26 protein-coding genes are annotated in these 20,056 nt (G+C 64.4%); 18 read left to right on the plus strand and 8 right to left on the minus strand.

The window, feature by feature from the left end; translation table 11 throughout:
* Positions 1-22 precede the first annotated feature (22 nt).
* Entirely contained in the window at positions 23-820 is a 798-nt protein-coding gene (locus tag IHE39_RS09480; protein ID WP_192566299.1) for a basic amino acid ABC transporter substrate-binding protein, read from the plus strand.
* A 45-nt stretch (positions 821-865) separates the two neighbouring features.
* Here IHE39_RS09480 and IHE39_RS09485 read toward each other — a convergent pair whose 3' ends face one another.
* Positions 866-1,249: a YybH family protein gene (locus tag IHE39_RS09485; RefSeq protein ID WP_246485438.1), complete on the minus strand. Its 384-nt coding sequence runs from the start codon at positions 1,247-1,249 to the stop codon at positions 866-868.
* 76 nt (positions 1,250-1,325) lie between these two features.
* Here IHE39_RS09485 and IHE39_RS09490 point away from each other — a divergent pair, with 76 nt between their 5' ends.
* The 6 genes from IHE39_RS09490 (at position 1,326) to IHE39_RS09515 (ending at position 4,581) form a co-directional block, all read left to right on the plus strand.
* Positions 1,326-1,685 carry a winged helix-turn-helix transcriptional regulator gene (locus tag IHE39_RS09490; RefSeq protein ID WP_246485439.1) on the plus strand — a complete coding sequence of 120 codons (360 nt, stop codon included), beginning with the start codon at positions 1,326-1,328 and terminating at the stop codon, positions 1,683-1,685.
* Entirely contained in the window at positions 1,682-2,491 is an 810-nt protein-coding gene (locus IHE39_RS09495) for an amino acid ABC transporter permease (RefSeq protein ID WP_192566301.1), read from the plus strand. Before IHE39_RS09490 ends, IHE39_RS09495 begins: the two co-directional genes overlap by 4 nt.
* Positions 2,488-3,123, plus strand: coding sequence for a class I SAM-dependent DNA methyltransferase (locus tag IHE39_RS09500; protein ID WP_192566302.1), 636 nt, complete (start codon positions 2,488-2,490; stop codon positions 3,121-3,123). The genes IHE39_RS09495 and IHE39_RS09500 overlap by 4 nt, the downstream gene beginning before the upstream one ends.
* Positions 3,124-3,198: 75 nt before the next feature.
* Positions 3,199-3,528, plus strand: a complete 330-nt coding sequence (locus IHE39_RS09505; RefSeq protein ID WP_192566303.1) for a DUF3817 domain-containing protein — start codon at positions 3,199-3,201, stop codon at positions 3,526-3,528.
* Positions 3,525-3,941, plus strand: coding sequence for a CopD family protein (locus IHE39_RS09510; RefSeq protein ID WP_192566304.1), 417 nt, complete (start codon positions 3,525-3,527; stop codon positions 3,939-3,941). Before IHE39_RS09505 ends, IHE39_RS09510 begins: the two co-directional genes overlap by 4 nt.
* A gap of 94 nt (positions 3,942-4,035) precedes the next feature.
* Positions 4,036-4,581 carry an MgtC/SapB family protein gene (locus IHE39_RS09515; RefSeq protein WP_192566305.1) on the plus strand — a complete coding sequence of 182 codons (546 nt, stop codon included), beginning with the start codon at positions 4,036-4,038 and terminating at the stop codon, positions 4,579-4,581.
* Here the strand turns inward: IHE39_RS09515 and IHE39_RS09520 are convergent, their stop codons facing one another.
* A complete protein-coding gene (locus tag IHE39_RS09520; RefSeq protein WP_210327529.1) occupies positions 4,582-5,058 on the minus strand; it encodes a MarR family winged helix-turn-helix transcriptional regulator in 477 nt (158 codons plus the stop codon).
* A gap of 67 nt (positions 5,059-5,125) precedes the next feature.
* Between IHE39_RS09520 and IHE39_RS09525 the strand changes: the two genes are divergently transcribed.
* From IHE39_RS09525 to IHE39_RS09535, 3 genes are all read left to right on the plus strand, one after another.
* Positions 5,126-6,019, plus strand: a complete 894-nt coding sequence (locus IHE39_RS09525; RefSeq protein WP_192566306.1) for a haloalkane dehalogenase — start codon at positions 5,126-5,128, stop codon at positions 6,017-6,019.
* A 246-nt stretch (positions 6,020-6,265) separates the two neighbouring features.
* On the plus strand, positions 6,266-7,675 hold the full coding sequence (gene leuC / locus IHE39_RS09530; protein ID WP_192566307.1) for a 3-isopropylmalate dehydratase large subunit: 1,410 nt from the start codon (positions 6,266-6,268) through the stop codon (positions 7,673-7,675).
* Between the two features lie 165 nt (positions 7,676-7,840).
* Positions 7,841-9,058 (plus strand): GGDEF domain-containing protein, encoded by a 1,218-nt coding sequence (locus tag IHE39_RS09535; protein ID WP_184768206.1) that lies wholly within the window; start codon positions 7,841-7,843, stop codon positions 9,056-9,058.
* An 18-nt stretch (positions 9,059-9,076) separates the two neighbouring features.
* On the opposite strand, the gene IHE39_RS09540 is transcribed toward IHE39_RS09535, so the two are convergent.
* On the minus strand, positions 9,077-9,430 hold the full coding sequence (locus IHE39_RS09540; protein ID WP_184768205.1) for a hypothetical protein: 354 nt from the start codon (positions 9,428-9,430) through the stop codon (positions 9,077-9,079).
* Between the two features lie 416 nt (positions 9,431-9,846).
* Between IHE39_RS09540 and sdhC the strand changes: the two genes are divergently transcribed.
* The 7 genes from sdhC (at position 9,847) to IHE39_RS09575 (ending at position 15,429) form a co-directional block, all read left to right on the plus strand.
* Positions 9,847-10,263, plus strand: a complete 417-nt coding sequence (gene sdhC, locus IHE39_RS09545) for a succinate dehydrogenase, cytochrome b556 subunit (RefSeq protein WP_184768204.1) — start codon at positions 9,847-9,849, stop codon at positions 10,261-10,263.
* Position 10,264: 1 nt separating this feature from the next.
* The gene (gene sdhD / locus IHE39_RS09550) at positions 10,265-10,660 is read left to right on the plus strand and encodes a succinate dehydrogenase, hydrophobic membrane anchor protein (RefSeq protein ID WP_192566308.1); all 396 of its coding nucleotides are present in this window, start codon (positions 10,265-10,267) and stop codon (positions 10,658-10,660) included.
* 4 nt (positions 10,661-10,664) lie between these two features.
* Positions 10,665-12,500 (plus strand): succinate dehydrogenase flavoprotein subunit, encoded by a 1,836-nt coding sequence (gene sdhA, locus IHE39_RS09555; protein WP_192566309.1) that lies wholly within the window; start codon positions 10,665-10,667, stop codon positions 12,498-12,500.
* 97 nt (positions 12,501-12,597) lie between these two features.
* Entirely contained in the window at positions 12,598-13,458 is an 861-nt protein-coding gene (locus IHE39_RS09560; RefSeq protein ID WP_192566310.1) for a glycosyltransferase family 25 protein, read from the plus strand.
* Positions 13,458-13,907: a DUF3052 family protein gene (locus IHE39_RS09565; protein WP_192566595.1), complete on the plus strand. Its 450-nt coding sequence runs from the start codon at positions 13,458-13,460 to the stop codon at positions 13,905-13,907. The genes IHE39_RS09560 and IHE39_RS09565 overlap by 1 nt, the downstream gene beginning before the upstream one ends.
* A 10-nt stretch (positions 13,908-13,917) precedes the next feature.
* A complete protein-coding gene (locus IHE39_RS09570; protein WP_184768200.1) occupies positions 13,918-14,697 on the plus strand; it encodes a succinate dehydrogenase iron-sulfur subunit in 780 nt (259 codons plus the stop codon).
* Between the two features lie 93 nt (positions 14,698-14,790).
* Complete coding sequence (locus IHE39_RS09575; protein WP_192566311.1) at positions 14,791-15,429, plus strand: YceH family protein; 639 nt, start codon at positions 14,791-14,793, stop codon at positions 15,427-15,429.
* An 85-nt stretch (positions 15,430-15,514) separates the two neighbouring features.
* Here IHE39_RS09575 and IHE39_RS09580 read toward each other — a convergent pair whose 3' ends face one another.
* The 4 genes from IHE39_RS09580 to IHE39_RS09595 all read right to left on the minus strand — a co-directional run bounded on the left by IHE39_RS09580 (position 15,515) and on the right by IHE39_RS09595 (position 18,366).
* Complete coding sequence (locus IHE39_RS09580) at positions 15,515-16,018, minus strand: MarR family winged helix-turn-helix transcriptional regulator (protein WP_192566312.1); 504 nt, start codon at positions 16,016-16,018, stop codon at positions 15,515-15,517.
* A 7-nt stretch (positions 16,019-16,025) separates the two neighbouring features.
* A complete protein-coding gene (locus IHE39_RS09585; protein ID WP_192566313.1) occupies positions 16,026-16,484 on the minus strand; it encodes a hypothetical protein in 459 nt (152 codons plus the stop codon).
* A 331-nt stretch (positions 16,485-16,815) separates the two neighbouring features.
* The gene (locus IHE39_RS09590) at positions 16,816-17,934 is read right to left on the minus strand and encodes a Glu/Leu/Phe/Val family dehydrogenase (protein WP_192566314.1); all 1,119 of its coding nucleotides are present in this window, start codon (positions 17,932-17,934) and stop codon (positions 16,816-16,818) included.
* A gap of 279 nt (positions 17,935-18,213) precedes the next feature.
* Positions 18,214-18,366: a hypothetical protein gene (locus IHE39_RS09595; protein WP_192566315.1), complete on the minus strand. Its 153-nt coding sequence runs from the start codon at positions 18,364-18,366 to the stop codon at positions 18,214-18,216.
* A gap of 184 nt (positions 18,367-18,550) precedes the next feature.
* Between IHE39_RS09595 and IHE39_RS09600 the strand changes: the two genes are divergently transcribed.
* A complete protein-coding gene (locus tag IHE39_RS09600) occupies positions 18,551-19,525 on the plus strand; it encodes an AraC family transcriptional regulator (RefSeq protein WP_192566316.1) in 975 nt (324 codons plus the stop codon).
* A gap of 93 nt (positions 19,526-19,618) precedes the next feature.
* Here the strand turns inward: IHE39_RS09600 and IHE39_RS09605 are convergent, their stop codons facing one another.
* Positions 19,619-20,044, minus strand: coding sequence for an OsmC family protein (locus IHE39_RS09605; protein ID WP_184768195.1), 426 nt, complete (start codon positions 20,042-20,044; stop codon positions 19,619-19,621).
* Positions 20,045-20,056: the final 12 nt, after the last annotated feature.

The following is a 20,056-nucleotide window of genomic DNA, read 5'->3' on the forward strand; positions in this document are numbered from 1 at the left end:
TTGTGTTTTCGGGGAACGCATCATGTCGAATTTCAAACTGTCGCTGGCCGGCGCGCTGGCCGTCGTGCTTCTGCCCTTTGCCGTCATGGCCCAGACCCTGCCGGACCTCGGCGGCAAATCGGTCGTCGTGGTGACCGAGAACGCCTATCCGCCGCTGCAGTTCATCGACCCCAAGACCGGCAAACAGATCGGCTGGGAATATGACGCCATGGACGAGATCGCCAAGCGGCTGAACTTCAAGATCGAGTACCAGAACACCAGCTGGGACGCGATGATCCAGGCGGTATCGGACGGCCAGTACCAGGTCGGCATGACCGGCATCACCATCAAGGACGAGCGCAAGGAGAAGGTCGACTTCTCCGATCCCTACATGCGTTCGCAGCAGTTCATGCTGGTGCGTGCCGACGAGGCCCGCTTCACCGACGCCAAGAGCTTCGGCGCCCTCGAGGACGGCCTGATCGCGGCGCAGCCGGGCACCTCGCCGTTCTACACCGCCGTCTACGAGATCCTCGATGGCAACGAGCAGAACCCGCGCATCAAACTGTTCGAGACCTTCGGCGCCACCGTGCAGGCGCTCAAGGCCGGCGACGTCGACCTGGTGCTGACCGACAGCGTCGCGGCCCAGGGCTATGTCGATGCCTCGGAAGGCAAGCTCAAGGTGGTGGGCCAGCCGCTGGGCAGCGAGGATTTCGGCTTCATCTTCAAGAAGGGTTCCGACCTCGTCGCCCCGATCAACCAGGCAATCGCGGCGCTGAAGGCGGACGGCACCTTCGATGCGCTGAACAAGAAGTGGTTCCTCGACTACAAGATGGGCCAGTGATTGCGCTGCCGTCTCCGCCCCGCAGCGGAGACGGCAAGCTGCAGGCTAGGTGCCGTAGCGGCTGGCGCCGGCGTGGTCGATGACATAGAGCCACGTGCCGTCTGTCTGCCTGCGCACGATCTCGGCTGTGGAGCCGGAATAGAGGGTAAAGCCTTCCTCATTGACGATTGCAAAATCGGCGCGCAGCAGCGCAAGGTCACCATGCTCGACGCAGAAGGTGTTTGTCGACGTCATCGTGCCCGGCATGCGCGCGAGCCTTTCAAGCTCCCCTGCGATCGCGGCCTTGCCGGCAAAGCCGGAACCGCTGGCATCGACCAGCAGGCAGGCATCTTCCTCAAACAGCGCCAGCAGAGCCCCGACGTCGCCGCTGTTGCGGATGGCGGCAAAGGTTTCGTTCATGTCGGCAGGCCGGTAGACTTTCAATGACATTGGCTTTCTCCTGTTTCGGCGACCAAAACATGCCGTCTCAGAACTATCCAAACGGGTACCTGGAATGAGTGCAGAGATGACCGCGACCAGCGAGCGCGAGGTGCCGATGCCACGGCGGCCGGAGGTGTGCCCGGTCGAGGATTGGCTTTCCTTTCTCGGGCACCGCTGGAATGCGCTTGTGCTGTGGCAGCTGTCGGTGGGGGCGAGGCGGCATGGCGACCTGATGGCACGGCTGCCCGGCATCACCGCCAAGGTGCTGTCGGAGCGGCTGGACGGTCTGTTGCTGCGCGGACTTGTCGAACGCAATGCTACCGCCGCCTTCCCGCGCGGCGTTGTCTATTCGCTGACGGCGGCCGGCCGCCGGGTCGTCGCCCTTCTCGACCAGTTCGAAACGCTGCCACATTCCTTCGCCGGGCCGCGGCAGGACGCGGCATGAGCCGGTACCGGAGCAAGAAGGACGACTTTCCATGGTGGCTGGTGGCCACCGTGGCGATCGGGGTCGTTTCGGCGGTGACGATCGCGGCCAGCGACGTCTACGGCCAGATTCTGTCGACGCTGGTCAAAGGGCTTTGGGTGACGCTTTTCGTCACCATCGTCGCTTTTGCCATGGCGTCGGCGCTGGGTCTGTTCATCGCCCTGCTCGGCCTGTCCAACTCCAAGGTGCTGCGTCAGGTCTCGCGCTTCTATGTCGAGATCATCCGCGGGCTGCCGATCCTGGTGCTGCTGTTCTGGATCGCCTTCGTCGGCGCGCCGGCCTTCGTCGCGGCATGGAACTGGCTGACCATCCCGCTGCAGTCGGCCGGGCTGGTCGAGCCGATGCAGGTGCGCGACTTCTCGCTGTTGTGGCGGGCGATCTTCGCGCTGACGATCGCCTATTCGTCCTTCATCGCCGAGATCTTCCGCGCCGGCATCCAGGCTGTTGATGTCGGCCAGATCGAGGCGGCGAAGGCGCTCGGGCTTTCGCGCACCCAGCGCTTCCGGCTGATCGTCTGGCCGCAGGCGTTCAGGACCATCCTGCCGCCCTATGGCAACGACTTCATCGCCATGGTGAAGGATTCTTCACTGGTATCGGTGCTTGGCGTCGCCGACATCACCCAGATGGCCAAGGTCTATGCCTCGGGCTCGTTCCGTTTTTTTGAAACCTATTCCATCGTAGCCTATGTCTACCTGCTGCTGACCGTCGGGCTGTCGCTCAGCCTGAGGGCACTGGAGCGGCGGATGCGGAGGGATTTCACGCCATGACCGGAGATGCCGACAAGACCGCGCTCGACATGGTCTATGCGGCAGCGACGGAGACGGAACTGACAGCTGCCTATGCGGCCTGGGCGAATGGCTATGACACCGAGACGGCAGCCCTCGGCTACTGCCTGCCCTTCGCGATCGCGGCGTGGGTGGCACGCCATGTGCCAAAAGGCGAAGGGCCGCTGCTCGACGCCGGCTGCGGCACCGGGCTGTCGGGGCCGTATCTGCAGGCGTTGGGCTATGGCGACATCGAAGGGCTCGATCTTTCCGAGGAGATGCTCGACCTGGCGCGGGCGCGGGGCGGCTACAAGGCGCTGACGCAGGCCGCTCTGGGCGGGCCGCTGCCGTGGGTCGATGGGCATTTCGCCGCCGTCTTCTCGACGGGCGTGTTCACCGCGGGCCATGCACCGGCGTCCAGCCTCGACGAGTTGGTGCGGATCACGCAGCCGGGTGGCTTCGTCATCTTCACCGTGCGCGACGTGGTGCTGGAAACAGGCGGGTTCCGCGGGAAGTTTGCCGCGCTAGAAGCCGAGGGCAAATGGCGGGCGATCGAGGAAAGCCCCACTTTCCGGGCCTTTGCGGTGGCCGAGCCGGATGTGCTGGTCAAGGCGTATATATTCAGGGTTGTCTGATATGTCGCGCGTCATTCGGCCTCTGCGACCGGATGGACGATTGCGGGCGGCGATGGCTCGGACAAATCTCGCGCCATGGAAACCATTCGCAAGACCCTCGCCAATCCACTCTCCCGCCTGCGTCTCGCGGGCCTGTTCGAAGGAAGCACCCTGATCTTCCTTGTGCTGTTCGCCGTGCCGATGAAACATCTGGTCGGCTATCCCGCGATCGTCACCGCGGCCGGGCCGGTCCACGGCCTCGCCTTCGTCTTCTACGTCGTTTGCCTGGTCGACAATTTCTCCGGCGGCGGCTGGTCGCCCAAGGAGATGCTACGCACCGGCCTTGCCTGCCTCGTGCCTTTCGGCACCTTCATCAACGATCGCTACCTGGCCGCCAGGGTGGCGAACGAGGCAGCCGCCCAATGAGCTATCTCGTCATCAAGTCCCTGCATGTCGTGGCGATGGTGGTCTGGCTGTCGGGCATGATCTTCGTGCCGCTGGCATTGTCGCGGATGGCGGCAGACGGTGGCATCGATTCACGGCAGGCGGCGCAACTGCGGGTCGGTTTCTCGGCGCTGGCGACTCCGGCGATGATGGCTGTGTGGGCGCTGGGACTCTATCTCGCCTATGACCTTGGCTATTTCGGCGATGCCTGGCTGCACGCCAAGCTGGCGCTCGTTGTGGCGATGTCGGGCCTGCACGGCGTGCTGTCTGGCCAGTTGCGGCAGCTCGCCGGCGCGAGGCTGGCCAAGCCGGCAGCCATCGTGCTGAAGCTGCATTGGCTCGTTTGCCTGCTGTTGCTCGGCATTGTCGGGCTGGCGATCGTCAAGCCGTTCTGAGGCAGGCGGGGGGCGTTTCGGCGCGCTTTGCAGGCCGCGCAGGGGAACCAGCCTTGCCATGGCGCGTTGGGGGCCGAACCAGAATGAGGGCCCCATGGAACAACTCGTCGAGGAATTCGGCCATACGACCTACACCTCGTTTCCCGTCATCGTCGCGCGCATGTTGCTGGCGGCCGCCTTCGGCGCGGCCATCGGCTTTGAGCGTGAATGGCGCAACCGGCCGGCGGGCTTGAGGACGCACATCCTGGTCTGCGTGGCGGCGGCGACCTTCGCGCTGCTGACCATCGAGATCGTGCATGCGCCGATGTTCGGACCCGAGGTGCTGAAGGACGGCGCCAAGGTCGATCCTATCCGCGTGGTCGAAGCGGTGACCGCAGGCGTCGCTTTCCTCGCTGCCGGTGTGGTGTTTTTCAGCAAAGGCGAGGTGCAGGGACTGACGACGGGGGCCGGCATGTGGCTGGCGGGCGCCATCGGCCTTGCCGCCGGGCTCGGCCTCTGGCAGATCGCCGCCTTCGTCACCTTGCTTGCGCTTTGCGTGCTCGGCCTGCTGCACAGGTTCGAGGTCAAGTTCGACCTGAGCGAGGACAAGCGCGACGAAAAGCCCGGGGCGCGCAAGCCGGCCAGGGGCAAGGCGGGCTAGTCAGCCTTGGGCTTCGCCGCCCAGGCGGGTCGGTACGTCGTCCCGCACCTTTTCGAACAGCAGCTTGAGTGCCTGGCGCAGCGTTTCCATTTCCTCCGGGCTGGTGAGCTCGGCCCAGCGCGCGTCGACCTTGCGCCCGGCGGCGGAAGCGATCGGCCGCACGGCCTTGCCGCGTTCGGTGAGGAAGACCAGGCGGCCGCGACGGTCGTTGGGATCGGGCCGGCGCTCGACATAGCCTAGCTTCTCCAGCTCCTCGACCGCCTGGGTCATTGTCTGCTTGCGCACATGGGCGAGCTTTGTGAGCTCGCTGACCTGGATGCCTTCGGGCGGAGTGAAGGTGAATACGTTGGCGTGCGGCGGGCGGATGTCGCCGAATCCGGCGGCATCAAGTTTATTGTCGACAGCTTGCGTCCAATGCTGGTGGACAAGGCGCAACAATAGGCCGAGCGGCGGATTTTCCGGGATCGTATCTTTCAAGATAGACAGGTGCCTGACTAATTGATATTAGACAGGTACCTTACTACTTGGTGTAAAGGAAAGCCAGATGCCCGAAATCAGCGTACTCAACTCCAGCATCTCCTATGTGGCCGTTGGCCATGGCGTCCCGTTCGTGTTCCTGCATGGCAATCCGACCTCGTCTTATCTGTGGCGCAACGTGCTGCCCGGCATCGGCGACGGCGCTCGCTGCCTTGCGCCCGACCTGATCGGCATGGGCAATTCGGGCAAACCCGACATCGCCTACACGTTCGACGAACACGCCCGCTATCTCGACGCCTGGTTCGAAGCGATGGGGCTGGGGGAAGTGGTGCTTGTCGGCCACGACTGGGGCGGAGCGCTGGCCTTCGACTGGGCGGCGCGCCATCCCGGACGCGTGCGTGGGATCGCGGTGATGGAAACTATCGTGCGGCCGATGACATGGGCCGATTTCCCTGGCGGTGCCAGGCCGCGCTACGAGGCGCTGCGCGGGGCGGGAACTGGCGAGACCAAGGTTCTGGACGAGAACTTCTTCATCGAGTTCGCCCTGCGCGCCACGGTGCTCAACGGGCTGAGCGACAGGGATCTTGACGTCTACCGCAAGCCTTATCCGACGCGCGAAAGCCGCCGGCCACTGCTCGCCTGGCCGCGCGCCATGCCGATCGAGGGCGAACCGGCTGACGTCATTGCCCGGATTACGGCCTATGACCGCTGGCTGGCCGTGAGCGGCGACGTGCCCAAGCTGTTGCTGACCTTCGAGGGATCGGCAGAGACGCTGATGATCGGGCCCGAGATGGTTGCCTGGTGCGCTAAGAACATCGCCAGCCTCGAGATCGAGAGCTGCGGCCCGGCACGGCATGCGGCGCCTGAGGACCAACCCGAGGCGATTGCGGCCGCCATTGCGCGCTGGGCCGACAGGCACAGGCTGCGCGCGGCAGCCCCGGCGCTGTCACGCACGGCGTAGCAGCTTGTGAGCTTGCGATTGCCGGAACGTCAAAAGATTGGTATTGAGCCGCTTATGGAAGAACTCTTTGGAGATCCGGCCTACAAGGGTTTCGTGCTGCAGGACCATAAGCGCCTGCCGTCGCGTTTCTTTGCCCGGATTTCAGGCGCGCTGACCAGCCGACTCATCTAGTCGTTTGCGCCGAGCCGACGGGCCTGCGGCGCGCCCCTCAGCCTTCCCCTTGTTCATATCGACGGATCCAAAGCCATGAGCGCACCGCGCACCCTCTACGACAAGATCTTTGACGACCACGTCGTCGACCGCCAGGACGACGGCACCTGCCTGCTCTACATCGACCGCCACCTGGTGCACGAAGTGACCAGCCCGCAGGCCTTCGAAGGCCTGCGCATGACCGGCCGTACCGTACGCCACCCCGAAAGGACGCTGGCCGTCGTCGACCACAACGTGCCGACCTCGCCGGACCGCAAGAACGGCATCAAGAACGAGGAAAGCCGTATTCAGGTCGAAGCGCTGGCCAAGAACTCGGCCGACTTCGGCGTCGAGTACTACTCCGAAAACGACAAGCGCCAGGGCATCGTCCACATCGTCGGCCCCGAGCAGGGCTTCACGCTGCCGGGCATGACGATTGTCTGCGGCGACAGCCACACCTCGACGCACGGTGCTTTCGGTGCATTGGCGCATGGCATCGGCACCTCGGAAGTGGAGCATGTGCTGGCGACCCAGACGCTAATCCAAAAGAAGGCCAAGAACATGCTGGTGCGTGTCGACGGCCAGCTGCCGGATGGCGTCACGGCCAAGGACATCGTGCTTGCCATCATCGGCGAGATCGGCACCGCCGGCGGCACCGGCTACGTCATCGAATATGCCGGCGAGGCGATCCGCGCACTGTCGATGGAAGGCCGCATGACGGTCTGTAACATGTCGATCGAAGGCGGTGCCCGCGCCGGCCTGATCGCGCCCGACGAGAAGACCTATGCCTACGTCAAGGACAAGCCGCGCGCACCCAAGGGCGAGGCCTTCGACATGGCGCTCGCATACTGGAAGACGCTGCACACCGACGACGGCGCGCATTTCGACAAGGTGATCGTGCTCGACGCGGCCAAGCTGCCGCCGATCGTCACCTGGGGCTCGTCGCCCGAGGACGTCGTCGCCATCACCGGCGTGGTGCCGGACGCCGAGATCATCGAGGACGAGAACAAGCGCAACTCCAAGAAGCGCGCGCTCGACTATATGGGCCTGACCGCCGGCACCAAGATCACCGACATTCCGGTCGATCGCGTGTTCATCGGCTCATGCACCAACGGCCGTATCGAAGACCTGCGCGCCGTTGCCAAGGTCGTCGAGGGCCGCAAGGTCGCCTCGACCGTCAGTGCGATGATCGTGCCGGGCTCGGGCCTGGTCAAGGAACAGGCGGAAGCCGAAGGCCTCGACAAGATCTTCGTTGCCGCCGGCTTCGACTGGCGCGAGCCGGGCTGCTCGATGTGCCTGGCGATGAACGACGATCGCCTCAAGCCGCATGAGCGCTGCGCCTCGACCTCGAACCGCAACTTCGAAGGCCGCCAGGGCTTCAAGGGCCGCACCCATCTGGTGTCGCCGGCCATGGCCGCCGCTGCGGCGATCGCCGGGCATTTCGTCGACATTCGCGACTGGCACTGACAGCGGGCCGGCATGCCGGCGATGGAAAAAGACAAGGCGGCGGAGCAACTGCTCCGCCGCCTTTGTCGTTTCAGGTGCTGGGGATCGCCCGCATTTCGTGCCTCGCGTTAACGTCTTTTTCGCCGGCTTGTGGTGTCATCCGCGCGAAGGAGACTGCGGTCGACGATGTCTGGTGCGGAGTTCATTCTTGCGATCAACGTGTTCGTTGCCGGCCTCCTGGCCGGCGCTTTCATGTCGATTGCGCTTTATGACGAGCGGCGCATCCCGGCGCGCTGGTTCGCGCTCTGCTATCTCACCGGAATTGTCTATATCGGCACCGAATTCGCGATCCCGATGTTTGCGGACACGCGGTTCATCGTCACCGCCAATTTCGTCGCCTTCCTGGTAACGCTGCTGATCATGAACATTGGACTGGCCAGCCGCTACGAGGCGCAGCCGGCGTGGCGGATAATGGCGGCGTTCCTCGTCCTGACAACGATCGCCGTCTTTGCCACGCAGAGCTTTCCACGCGATTCACTGCTGCGCATGATGACCTACCAGACGCCCTATGCCATCGCGCAGGCGGTCGGCGCGGCGACAATCCTGCGTTCGCGCCGGCAGCTCAGCCAGTTCGACTACGTGCTGGCGGGCGTGCTTTTGGCGAGCGCGCTGCAGTTCTTCTCAAAGCCTTATCTAGCGCTTGCCGTCGGTGGTCCGGGCTCCGACCCGCATCATTATCTCCAGAGCACCTATGCAATGATCTCGCAGGCGCTTGGCACGGTGTTCGCGCTGTCGATCGCGCTGATGCTGCTGGTGATCTTGGTGCGCGACATCCTGCTCGACGCGACGCAGAAGTCGGAAACCGACGCGCTGTCGGGCCTGCTCAACCGTGGCGGTTTCCAGCGCCGGGCGGCCAGCGCGATGCGCGACGCGGTACGTCAGGGGCTGCCGATCACGCTCGTCATCTCCGACCTGGATCATTTCAAGTCGATCAACGACAGCTACGGCCACGCGTCGGGCGATCGTGTCATCGAATCCTTCGCCCGCTTCATCCGCGAATCGATGGCCGGGCATCACGTTGCCGGCCGAATCGGCGGCGAGGAATTCGCCATCATCCTGCCGGGCGCGCATCTGGCGTCGGCGCGGCTGTTCGCGGAAGGCGCGCGCTCGGCATTCTCCGGCATGCCGATCGATGGCCTGCCGGCCGATTGCCGCTTCACCGCAAGCTTCGGCGTTGCCGAGCTGGTTGCCGGCGAAAGCATCGACCAGCTGATGGTGCGGGCCGACTCTGCCCTCTACGAGGCCAAGAAGGATGGGCGCGACTGCGTCCGGGTGTGGGGAACTGTGCAGCTGTTTGCGGATTCGACCGTCGTGCCATTCGGCATCAAGCCAACGAGCAGGTAGCCGCGACGATGCCGAGGCTTAGCGGCAAACCAGCCCGGGCTGTGGAATCTCGCCTTCGGAGAAGCCATACATGTAGCTGCGGCCCTTGAGCAGCATGGGCGGACGGTAGCAGTGCGTTGCCTTGCGGTCCGGTCCGTCGAGATAGATGACCTTCGGCCCGGTCGAGCCGGTGTAGGCGGCAAGCTTGCGGGCCGATGCGCCTTCGCCAACGATGATGCGCTTGTAGCCGGTGGTGCTTTCGACGATCAGGTTGCCGAAAGAATCGGCATAGACGCGATCATGGCTGCCGCCGGCCGCCGCCGGAGAGGTGAGCGCCATGCCGGCGGCAAGCATCAGAGACGCAGCCGCGGTCAAAGCCAGTGTGGAGCGCATCGGACAAATCTCCCTGTTCGATCGAAACGGGAGATTAACGGTTTCTTAATCTTTGTTAAGGCTTGGCGCCTGTTTGCGCGGAAAAGATTAACAAACATGGTTAATTTTTCGTTGCCAGGCGCGTCGGCAGCCTTGCCCGCGTCAACGAACGGGTAGCCTGATATCGTCCCAATGGGGGATGCCGTCATTGCCTGTTCCGCAGGCATGTTTCGAGACGACTCACCCACTGGGGTAGTGGCGGCATTTGTTCAATCGATTGAAGCCGTGATGCGACTAAATAGGTGCGCCAGAACGGTTTTCCGACTTTGACGCGGTGCAAAAAGAGCTTTAGAAAGCGCGCAGTTCCGACGTCGCAAAAACGGTGCGGCGGCGCCGTATTCAAAGATAGCCACGCTCGGATGCAGACCGGGGGAGCCATGAGCAAATCACAAGCAACCCAAGCCACATCGCGTGCGCGGCCCCTGTCGCCGCACCTGACCATCTATCGTCCGCCGGTGACGATGACGACCTCGATCCTGCACCGCATCACCGGCTGCGCGCTGTATTTCGGCACGCTGCTGGTTGCCTGGTGGCTGATCGCGGCGGCGACCTCCGAGCATTATTTCGAATTCGTCAGCTGGGTGTTCGGCAGCTGGATCGGCCAGCTCGTCCTGCTCGGCTACACGTGGGCACTGATGCTGCACATGCTTGGCGGCCTTCGTCACCTGGTCTGGGATACGGGTGCGGCGCTCGAAAAGCAGACCGCCTCGAAATTCGCCTGGGCGACGCTCATCGCTTCGGTGGTGCTGACGGCGGCGATCTGGATCGTCGGCTACATGGTGCGGGGAGCATAAGATGAGCGGCTCGAACAACGACATGCGCACGGCACTCGGCAAGGTCCGCGGCCTGGGTTCGGCCCGCGAGGGCACCGAGCATTTCTGGCGCCAGCGCCTGACCGCCGTCGCCAACATCCCGCTGATGCTGTTTTTCGTCGGCTTTTTGATCGCCCTCAACGGTGCCGATTTTGCGGCCGTGCGCGCCTCGCTCGCCAACCCGCTGGTTTCGCTGGTGCTGGCGCTGGTACTGGTCTCGGGCCTCTATCACATGCGCCTGGGCATGCAGGTCGTGATCGAGGACTACGTCCATGGCGAGCTGCTCAAGGTGACGCTCATCATGTTCAATACATTCTTTACCGTAGCTGTCGGCGTCGCCTCGCTCTTCGCCCTGCTCAAACTTGCATTTGGAGGCTGAAACGGTGGCCAAGGACGGCAAGACCAGCGGAGCTTCCGCCTATACTTATGTCGATCACAAGTTCGACGTCGTCGTTGTCGGCGCCGGCGGTGCTGGCCTGCGCGCCACGCTCGGCATGGCCGAGCAAGGGCTGAAGACGGCCTGCATCACCAAGGTGTTCCCGACCCGCTCGCACACGGTCGCGGCACAGGGCGGCATTGCCGCATCGCTACAGAACATGGGCCCGGACTCGTGGCAGTGGCACATGTACGACACCGTCAAGGGCTCTGACTGGCTCGGCGATGTCGACGCGATGGAGTATCTGGTGCGTGAAGCGCCTGCCGCCGTCTATGAGCTCGAGCACTACGGCGTGCCGTTCTCGCGTACCGAGGAAGGCAAGATTTACCAACGCCCGTTCGGCGGCCACATGATGAACTATGGCGACGGCCCGCCCGTGCAGCGCACCTGCGCTGCCGCCGACCGCACCGGCCACGCCATCCTGCACACGCTGTACGGCCAGTCGCTGAAGCACAATGCGCAATTCTTCATCGAGTACTTTGCGCTCGACCTGATCATGGAGCCGGATGGTACCTGCACCGGTGTCGTTGCCTGGAACCTCGACGACGGCACCATCCACCGCTTCTCGGCGAAGATGGTGGTGCTGGCGACCGGCGGCTATGGCCGCGCCTATTTCTCGGCGACCTCGGCCCATACCTGCACCGGCGACGGCGGCGGCATGGCCTCGCGCGCCGGCCTGCCCTTGCAGGACATGGAGTTCGTGCAGTTCCACCCGACAGGCATCTACGGTTCGGGCTGCCTGATCACCGAAGGAGCACGCGGCGAAGGCGGCTATCTCGTCAACTCCGAGGGTGAGCGCTTCATGGAGCGCTACGCCCCGTCGGCCAAGGACCTGGCTTCGCGCGACGTGGTTTCGCGCTGCATGACGCTGGAAATCCGCGACGGTCGCGGCGTCGGCAAGAACAAGGACCACATCTTCCTGCATCTCGACCATCTCGATCCGGCGGTGCTGCATGAGCGGCTGCCTGGTATTTCGGAATCGGCGAAGATCTTCGCCGGCGTCGACGTGACCCGCGAGCCGATCCCGGTGCTGCCGACGGTCCACTACAACATGGGCGGCATCCCGACCAACTACTGGGGCGAAGTGCTGAACCCGACCAAGGGCAATCCAGACCGCGTGTCGCCCGGCCTGATGGCCGTTGGCGAAGCCGGCTGCGCCTCGGTGCATGGCGCCAACCGTCTCGGCTCCAACTCGCTGATCGACCTGGTGGTGTTCGGCCGTGCCGCCGCCATCCGCGCCGGCGAAGTTGTCGACCGCAACGCGCCGATCCCGGCTCCGAACGCGGCATCGGTCGAAAAGATCATGGACCGCTTCGACCGCCTGCGGCACGCCAATGGCGGCACGCCGACGGCGGTGCTGCGTGAAACGATGCAGAAGGCGATGCAGGAAGACGCAGCCGTGTTCCGCACCCAGGAATCGCTGGAGCAGGGCTGCAAGCGCATCTCCAAGATCTGGGGCGAGATGAAGGACATCAAGGTCTTCGACCGATCGATGATCTGGAATTCGGACCTGGTGGAGACGCTGGAGCTCGAAAACCTGATGTCGAACGCGATCGCCACCGTCTACGGTGCCGAAGCGCGCAAGGAAAGCCGCGGCGCGCATGCCCGCGAGGACTTCTCGGCCCGCGACGACGTCAATTGGCGCCAGCACACGCTGGCCCATGTCGCCGAGGATGGCGAGGTGACGCTGACCTATCGTCCTGTTCACACCGAGCCGCTGCTCAAGGAAGAAGACGGCGGCATCTCCCTGGCCAAGATCGCACCGAAGGCACGGGTGTACTAGCCATGGTCGAGGCATGGCGCAGTGTCTGGCAAGCTGGAGGGCCGGCAACGGCCTTCCAGGCTTGCGCGCGCGCCTGTCATTGTCTGAGGTGCGGGCAATGAGCGAACTCGGCTTCTTCGCCATCAATCTCGACCGTTCGCCGCATCGCTGGGCCGAAATCCAGCGGCTGTTCGGCGCGATGCCGTGGCCACTCGAACGCGTCACCGCTGTCGATGTGCGCAAGGCCGATGACGTGCTTGCCGTGCGCGGCCAGGAATTGTCCATGCCGCCCAACGGCATCGGCTGGAACCCGCTGCGCCACCGCATGTTCGCGCTCGTCGAGGAAGCCTGCTTTGCCAGCCACATGCTGGCGTTGAAGGCGTTTTTGGCATCGGGCCATGATCATGCGGTGATCCTGGAAGACGACGCCGTGCCGCTCGACGGCTTTGCCGAGACGATGCGGCGGCTGCTTGCCAGTGGCATCGCCTTCGACATCGTCAAGATGGAAGGGCTTGTGCGGAGCGGCGGCAGACTGTCTGTGCCGGTGGCTGATCTTGGACGCGCTAAGCTTGTCCGCTCGCTGCGCCCGTCTTCCGGCGGCGCCGGCTATCTGGTGACGCGCAAGGCAGCTGAAAAGCTGCTCGCCAGGGCCGGCAAGCTTGCCGTGCCGGTAGACGACTTCATTTCCAATCCGGGCCTGCATGGCTGCGACGTGATGCACACCTCGCCGTGGCTGATCGTTCAGGCCGGCGCCGACACGACGATGGGCGAGCTGCGCACGCCGCACCGCCACGTCAAGCGGCGCGACCCGTTCCATTTCCTGCAGCAGGGCCTGGTGCGCGGCACGCTCAGGATCAAGCTATGGCTCAATGCCGTGCACGGTTCGCCGCTGTCGCTGCTCAAGGTCTACACCGCGCCGTGGTCGCCGGCTGACGTTGGCCAGCAGATGCGCCGGCAGGCGACAGGAGCGGCAGCATGATGGCCGCGACCTTGCCAGATGCCGGATATTCGGCTGTTCCGCTGGCGGCCAAGCTCGGCCTCAAGGACGGCCAGAGCGTGGTGTTCGTGAACCTGCCGGATGATCTCGGCGGCCTGGCTACGGCGCGCGACTTCGCGGCGACGGCGCTGACCAACTGGGCAGAACTTGGTGCGGCGGGCGAGAAACATGACATCGTTCATGCCTTCACCGGCAAGCGCGCCGATCTCGAAGCCCATGTCGAGACATTCAAGAAGATGATCGCGCCCGACGGCGCTGTCTGGATCTCCTGGCCCAAGAAGGCGTCGAAGATCGCCACCGACATCACCGAGGATGTCATTCGCGACGTCGTGCTGCCTAAAGGGCTGGTGGACGTAAAGGTCTGTGCCGTGGACACCGTGTGGAGCGGGCTCAAGCTCGTCATCCGCAAGGAACTGCGCGCCAAGCTGTGAGGAACCGATCGTGGTCGAACTAACACTCCCCAAGAACTCGCAGATCAAGCAAGGCAAGACCTGGCCGAAGCCGGAAGGTGCCACCAACCTGCGCGAGTACCGGATCTACCGCTGGTCGCCGGACGATGGCGAGAACCCGAGCATCGATACCTATTTCGTCGACGTCGACGATTGCGGCCCGATGGTGCTGGACGCGCTGCTCTACATCAAGAACAAGATCGACCCGACGCTGACGCTGCGCCGCTCCTGCCGCGAAGGCATCTGCGGCTCGTGCGCGATGAACATCGACGGCTCGAACACGCTGGCCTGCACCAAGGGCTGCGACGACATTTCGGGCGCGGTGAAGATCTACCCGCTGCCGCACATGCCCGTCGTCAAGGACCTGGTGCCCGACCTCACCAACTTCTACGCCCAGCACCGTTCGATCGAGCCATGGCTGAAGACGGTGTCGCCGGAGCCGGCGAAGGAGTGGCTGCAGAGCCACGAGGATCGCCAGAAGCTCGACGGCCTCTATGAATGCATCCTGTGCGCCTGCTGCTCGACCTCGTGCCCGAGCTACTGGTGGAACGGCGACCGCTATCTCGGTCCGGCAACGCTGCTGCAGGCCTATCGCTGGCTGATCGACAGCCGCGACGAAGCCAAGGGCGAACGCCTCGACAATCTCGAAGATCCGTTCCGGCTCTATCGCTGCCACACGATCATGAACTGCGCCCAGACCTGCCCGAAGGGTCTGAACCCGGCCAAGGCGATCGCCGAGATCAAGAAGATGATGGTGGAGCGCCGGGTTTAGCTTGGTGATCGGTTTTTGGCTGCGCTTGCGGTGTTGCGGCAGCCGAGATCAACAAGATGACGGTCGAGCGCCTGGTCTGAGGTAATAGCTGACATGACGGACACGGACCTTCCCCATCTCACCCCGGTCGAAGCGCGTGTGCTCGGCTGCCTGATCGAGAAGAAGGAACTGACGCCCGATGTCTATCCGATGACATCGAATGCGCTGGTCGCCGCCGCCAATCAGAAGACGTCGCGCGAGCCGGTCATGGCGCTTGAGGTCGCCGACATCGCCCGGGCGCTCGGCACGTTGCAGGCAAAGGGGCTGGCGCGCCAGCAATTCGCCTCGCGCGTCGAGCGTTACGAACATCAGATGGCGCAGAAATTCTCGCTGACGCGCAACCAGAGCACACTGATCGGCATGCTGCTGCTGCGCGGACCGCAGACAGTCTACGAACTGCTCGCCCGCACCGAACGCATGGCGAATTTCGCCGATGCTGACGCCCTGCGTGGCGAACTCGACATGCTGATCGGCCGCCGGCCGGCGCTGGTCAAGGAGATCGGCCGCGCACCCGGCCAGCGCGAGGATCGTTTCGCGCATCTTTTGGCGGGAGATGTCGATGCTGCAGCACTCACCCCAAGCCGAGCGCCGAGCGCCACCACCCCCGCCGTTTCGGAACTCGAGGAGCGCGTCCGGCTTCTGGAAGAGGAAGTGGCAGCACTCAAGGCGCGGCTCGACGCAGTCGGTGGGTAGTCTATGCCTTCTGGTGCAAGTGGGGCCAACGCCTCGCGCCAGCAATGCCGGATGCATGCCCGGCTTTTTTCTTAATGCGTAGACTCTAGCCCTTGCGCCGCCCGCGCTTCGGGGCCGTCGCATCCTGGCGCATGTCTTCGACGCAAGCGACCGCGAGGTCGGTGCTGCGCTTGAGAAAATCGACGATGGTGGCAAGCTCGGCTTGGCTGTAGCCCGCCCACAGCTGCTGCATGCGCGCCTGCATCGGCCCGTACACCGCTTCGATCGGCTTGATCGCCTCCGCCTTGATGTGCAGCAGCACGCGGCGCCGGTCGCCTGGATCGGCCTGGCGTTCGACGTAGCCGGCGCGTTCGAGCCGGTCGAGCAGGGCGGTCATCGCGCCTGAGCTCAGCCCGGTGGCGGCAGCGAGTTCGCCGGGAGTCGCGGCCTTGCGCATGAACAGCAGATCAAGACATTCGAGATCGGTGGTGTGCAGGCCGAAGCGATCGGCCACCGTCTGGCTGGTGACGATGTTCTGCGCGCCCATCCGCCGCATCTCGCGGTCGAGCGCGGCGATGAGGTCGTGGTGGGAGGACGCGTCGTTTTGCATCCGCTACTCATAGCGACCGGATGACGGTGGCGAAAGCCAACAGCATCGACAAGCCAACGACCAGATCGAGCGGCAGGCGCAGCCTGCTGCGCTGCGCCCAGCGCCGGGCGGCGTCCTGATCCATCGCCGTGGACGTCAGCCTTTCGAAGGCAAGCGCCTTGGGGATGAAATCGAAAGCCGACCAGACACGCATCACGAGGTGCGCGGCGAGTGCGATGATCAGCCACAAGCGCGCATCGGGGATCGACCAGCAGGCAACCAGCGTGACGATCAGGGCGATCTCGAAGGCGGTATGCGCCGGGATCCAGAAGCGGCGGCGCGACAGGCCGCCGAGATCCGGCTGGATCAGGTCGCGGCGTTCGGGCCAGACCGGGTCGACGACCGAGAATTCATAGAGGCCGCCGCCGATGGACATCAAGGCGAGCGCGGCGGTTAGGCCGGTGAAGATGAGCGGAAATGAGAGCATGGCAGAAGCCTCTGAAGGGGAGCAGAAGATTGTCTCTATCATCTAATATCTTTATAATCAAGATATATGATGGCAGAGGGGACTCGCGTGCTTTTCGCCGCTGGCATGAACCCTTCGCATCACGGTCGGAATGGAGAGCTCTGAAAGACGGGCGGCGGTGCCGCCGGAGACCTGTCGAAGGTCGTGCGACTTGGTGATCGTCGGAATGAAAAACGGCCCGGTTGCGGAAGCAGCCGGGCCGTTTTGATTGGGGTGTTGTTCGCAGAGGGTAGTGCGGCCCCTAGCCTGCCGACACCGCCTCCGCGTGAACGGGGAGGAGGGAGCTGAACGGCTACTTCCTTGCCGCTTCGACGATCTCACGCGCCATCGCCTCGGCAACCGCATCGGTGGTGCGGCCTTCGCGGTCGGCGCGCTCGAAGATCGCCTTCAGCGTGTCGGCGATGCGAGCGACCCGTGGGGTTACGGTTGCGACATCGTAGCCGCCATCAGCCATTTCAGCCGCGACGTTGATGACGCCGCCGGCGTTGATGACGTAGTCGGGGGCGTAGAGGATGCCGCGCTCGACAAGGCGCTGACCGTCCTCGGCTGTCGCCAGCTGGTTGTTGGCGGCACCGGCGACGATCTTTGCCTTGAGCAACGGAATGGTGTCGGTCGACAGCATGCCGCCCAGCGCGCAGGGCGCGAAGATGTCGACGTCGGCTGAAATGATTGCATTGCCTTCGACGACGGTGGCAGCGAACTGCGCAGCGGCGCGGGTGGTCCTGATAGCATCGAGATCGCAGACGGTCAGCACGGCACCCTCGGCGTGGAACTTCTGGCACAGCGACCAGCCGACCGAGCCGAGGCCCTGGACGGCGACGCGGATGCCGGCGAGATCGTCGCTGCCGGTGCGGTGGCGCAGTGCCGCCTTGAGGCCGACGAAGGTGCCTTCGGCGGTGAAGGGCGAGGGGTTGCCGCTGCCGCCCTTGGTGGTGCCGCTGACATTGGGCGCGCGCCCGGCGAGGAAGTCGGCGTCGGCGAGCGTCATGCCGACGTCCTCGGCGGTGATGTACTGTCCCTGCAGCGTATTGAGCATCTCGGCATAGGCCTCGAGCATGGCGGGCGTTTTTTCGGTCTTGGCATCGGCGATGATGACCGCCTTGCCGCCGCCGAGCGGCAAGCCGGCGATGGCCGACTTGAAGGTCATGCCGCGCGACAGGCGTAGCGCGTCGATGACGCTGGCCTCGAAGCTCTTGTGCGGCCAGATGCGGGTGCCGCCGAGAGCGGGGCCGAGCACGGTGGTGTGGATCGAGACGATGGCGGTCAGCCCGCGCGCCGTGTCGCGGCCGAGCCAGACCTGCTCGTGTTTGTCGAAGCCGTCGAGATTGACAACGTCTGCGGTGATGTCGGTGATTTCGAGTGTGGTCGCACCGGCAAGCTTCTGGTTGCGCGGTTCAAGGACGTTCAGCATGAGGGTTCCTCCCGGGTGCGCTGGTCCCCTCGGAAGCTAAACATTTTCAGCGATTTTTGGTTTCGAAGACGGGGCGCGCCGCGACCGCGCATTGCGCCCGCCCGCTTTGCCGCGCAACAAACGCAAAACCGACGCGCGAAAGGTGGCCGGACGCGGGTCTGCCCCCCACGCGCCCGGCCTGCCGACTGGTTGGAATGCCACTGCCCTGGCATTCCGTGCAGCCAGACTCCGTCGGCCGACGGCGATAGACGCCGGCGCTTCAAGGCCTGCTTTGTCGGATCAGGCCTCCGATTCCCTGGTCTCTTTCGGCTGGCGGGGCTCAGCCGGTTCGGGAAGCTTGCCACCGAGCGCCATCGGGGCGAGGAAGGCACGCGGGTTGAAGCCGGCCGCGACAAGTGCGGTGAACGTCTTCCAGAACTGCAGGCGGTACATGTCCGTTACCTCGTTTGCTGGACTGACCACTTCGATTCGCGAGCGCAAACTAGACGGGCGGGCGATGCCGTTCTTGGACTGCGCGGCCCCTTCTTCGGGTCTTGGCGGTACGGCTTGACCTATTCATCTGCGCGAAATAGAAAGAGCGCCTGCCCGCCTTGGTTGTGTATTGTTGAGTAGGCCAATGACGAATCCTGACGGGCAGAACGCCTCCTTTCGCGTGCTGACAGACGACCTTCCAGCGCAGGAACGGCTTGCCGTGCTGCGTGAGGTCTATGGCCGCACCATCCTCAATGCCGATCTCGATCCGGTGGGCGATTCGCCCATCCATATGGACATGCGAGTGCGGCTGCTGCCTGGCGTGGGCATCGCCACCGGCACGGCCTCGCCGATCAGGGTCGGCATTGCCAAGGAGATGATCGACAATGACGACGTGATCCTGCTGGCGGCGCTGTCAGGTGGCAGCCATATGCAGGTCGGCAGCCAGGAGGAAAGCATCCGTCCCGGCTGCGCGATGTTCGTGCCCGGTGGACGGGTCGGCGCCAACGTCACGCGCCCCGGCTTCACCTATGTGAATCTGCGATTCGACAGGAAGGCCCTGCAGCCGCTGCTTGGCGACGTCTCCAGGATGATGATGCGGCCGATTCCGATCAGCCACGGCCCGATGCAGCTTTTGATCACCTACGCGACGGCGCTGCAGAAGCTGGACGAGCCGCTGCCGGGCAATATGGCGCGCATGGTGGCAAGCCATCTGCTCGACCTGACGGCGCTGACGCTGGGGGCCGAACGCGATGCCGAGCAGGTGGCGTTGGGGCGCGGCTTGCGCGCCGCCAGGCTGGCGGCGATCAAGTCTGATATCGCAGGGCGGGGCGACCTGCGCGGATTGTCGGCCGAGGCGATCGCCGCCGAGCACAAGCTGTCGCCGCGCTATGTCAGGAAGCTGTTTGAGAGCGAGGGATTGTCATTCACCGAGTTCGCGCTCGGCCAGAAGCTGAAGCGGGCGCACCGCATGCTGGCTGATCCCTCGTGGGCGCAACGCAGCATCACCGAAATCGCCTATGAAGCCGGGTTCAACGACCTGTCCTATTTCAACAGGGTGTTTCGCCGACGCTTCGACGCAACCCCATCCGAGGTGCGCGCCGAAGGGCTGGCTGCCTGAAGCGGCGACGGCGCCGGGTGACGCATCGTGCTTTCCAAAGGGGCGCACGCGTCCCTTGGGCCGATGTGCGCCCGGCGCCCTGCCGAGTCTTGGTCAGGCGAGGCTGGCGGTCAGCGAGACCTTGATCGCGCCGAGCGCCTTGGACACCGGGCATCCTTCCTTGGCCTTGGCGGCGAGTTCCTGGAACTTGGCATTGTCGATGCCGGGCACGGTGCCGACGAGCGTCAGCGCGCTCTCGGTGATGCCGGTGCCGGGAATGAGCGTCACGACTGCCTTGGCGTCGAGCTTGTCGGCTGGCGTGCCGTTCTCGGCGAGGAAGTGCGACAGCTGCATGGCAAAGCAGCCGGCATGCGCCGCGGCGATCAGCTCTTCGGGATTGGTGCCGGACTTGCCGGTTTCGTCCTCGAAGCGCGCCTTGAACGAGTAGGGCTGGTCTTTGATCGCGCCGCTCTGGGTATTGAGCGTGCCCGAACCTTCCTTCAGATTGCCTTTCCAGACGGCGTTGGCGCTGTGGTTCATGACGTTCTCCAT

It is taken from the genome of Aminobacter carboxidus, assembly GCF_014863355.1.
GTDB lineage: Bacteria > Pseudomonadota > Alphaproteobacteria > Rhizobiales > Rhizobiaceae > Aminobacter > Aminobacter carboxidus.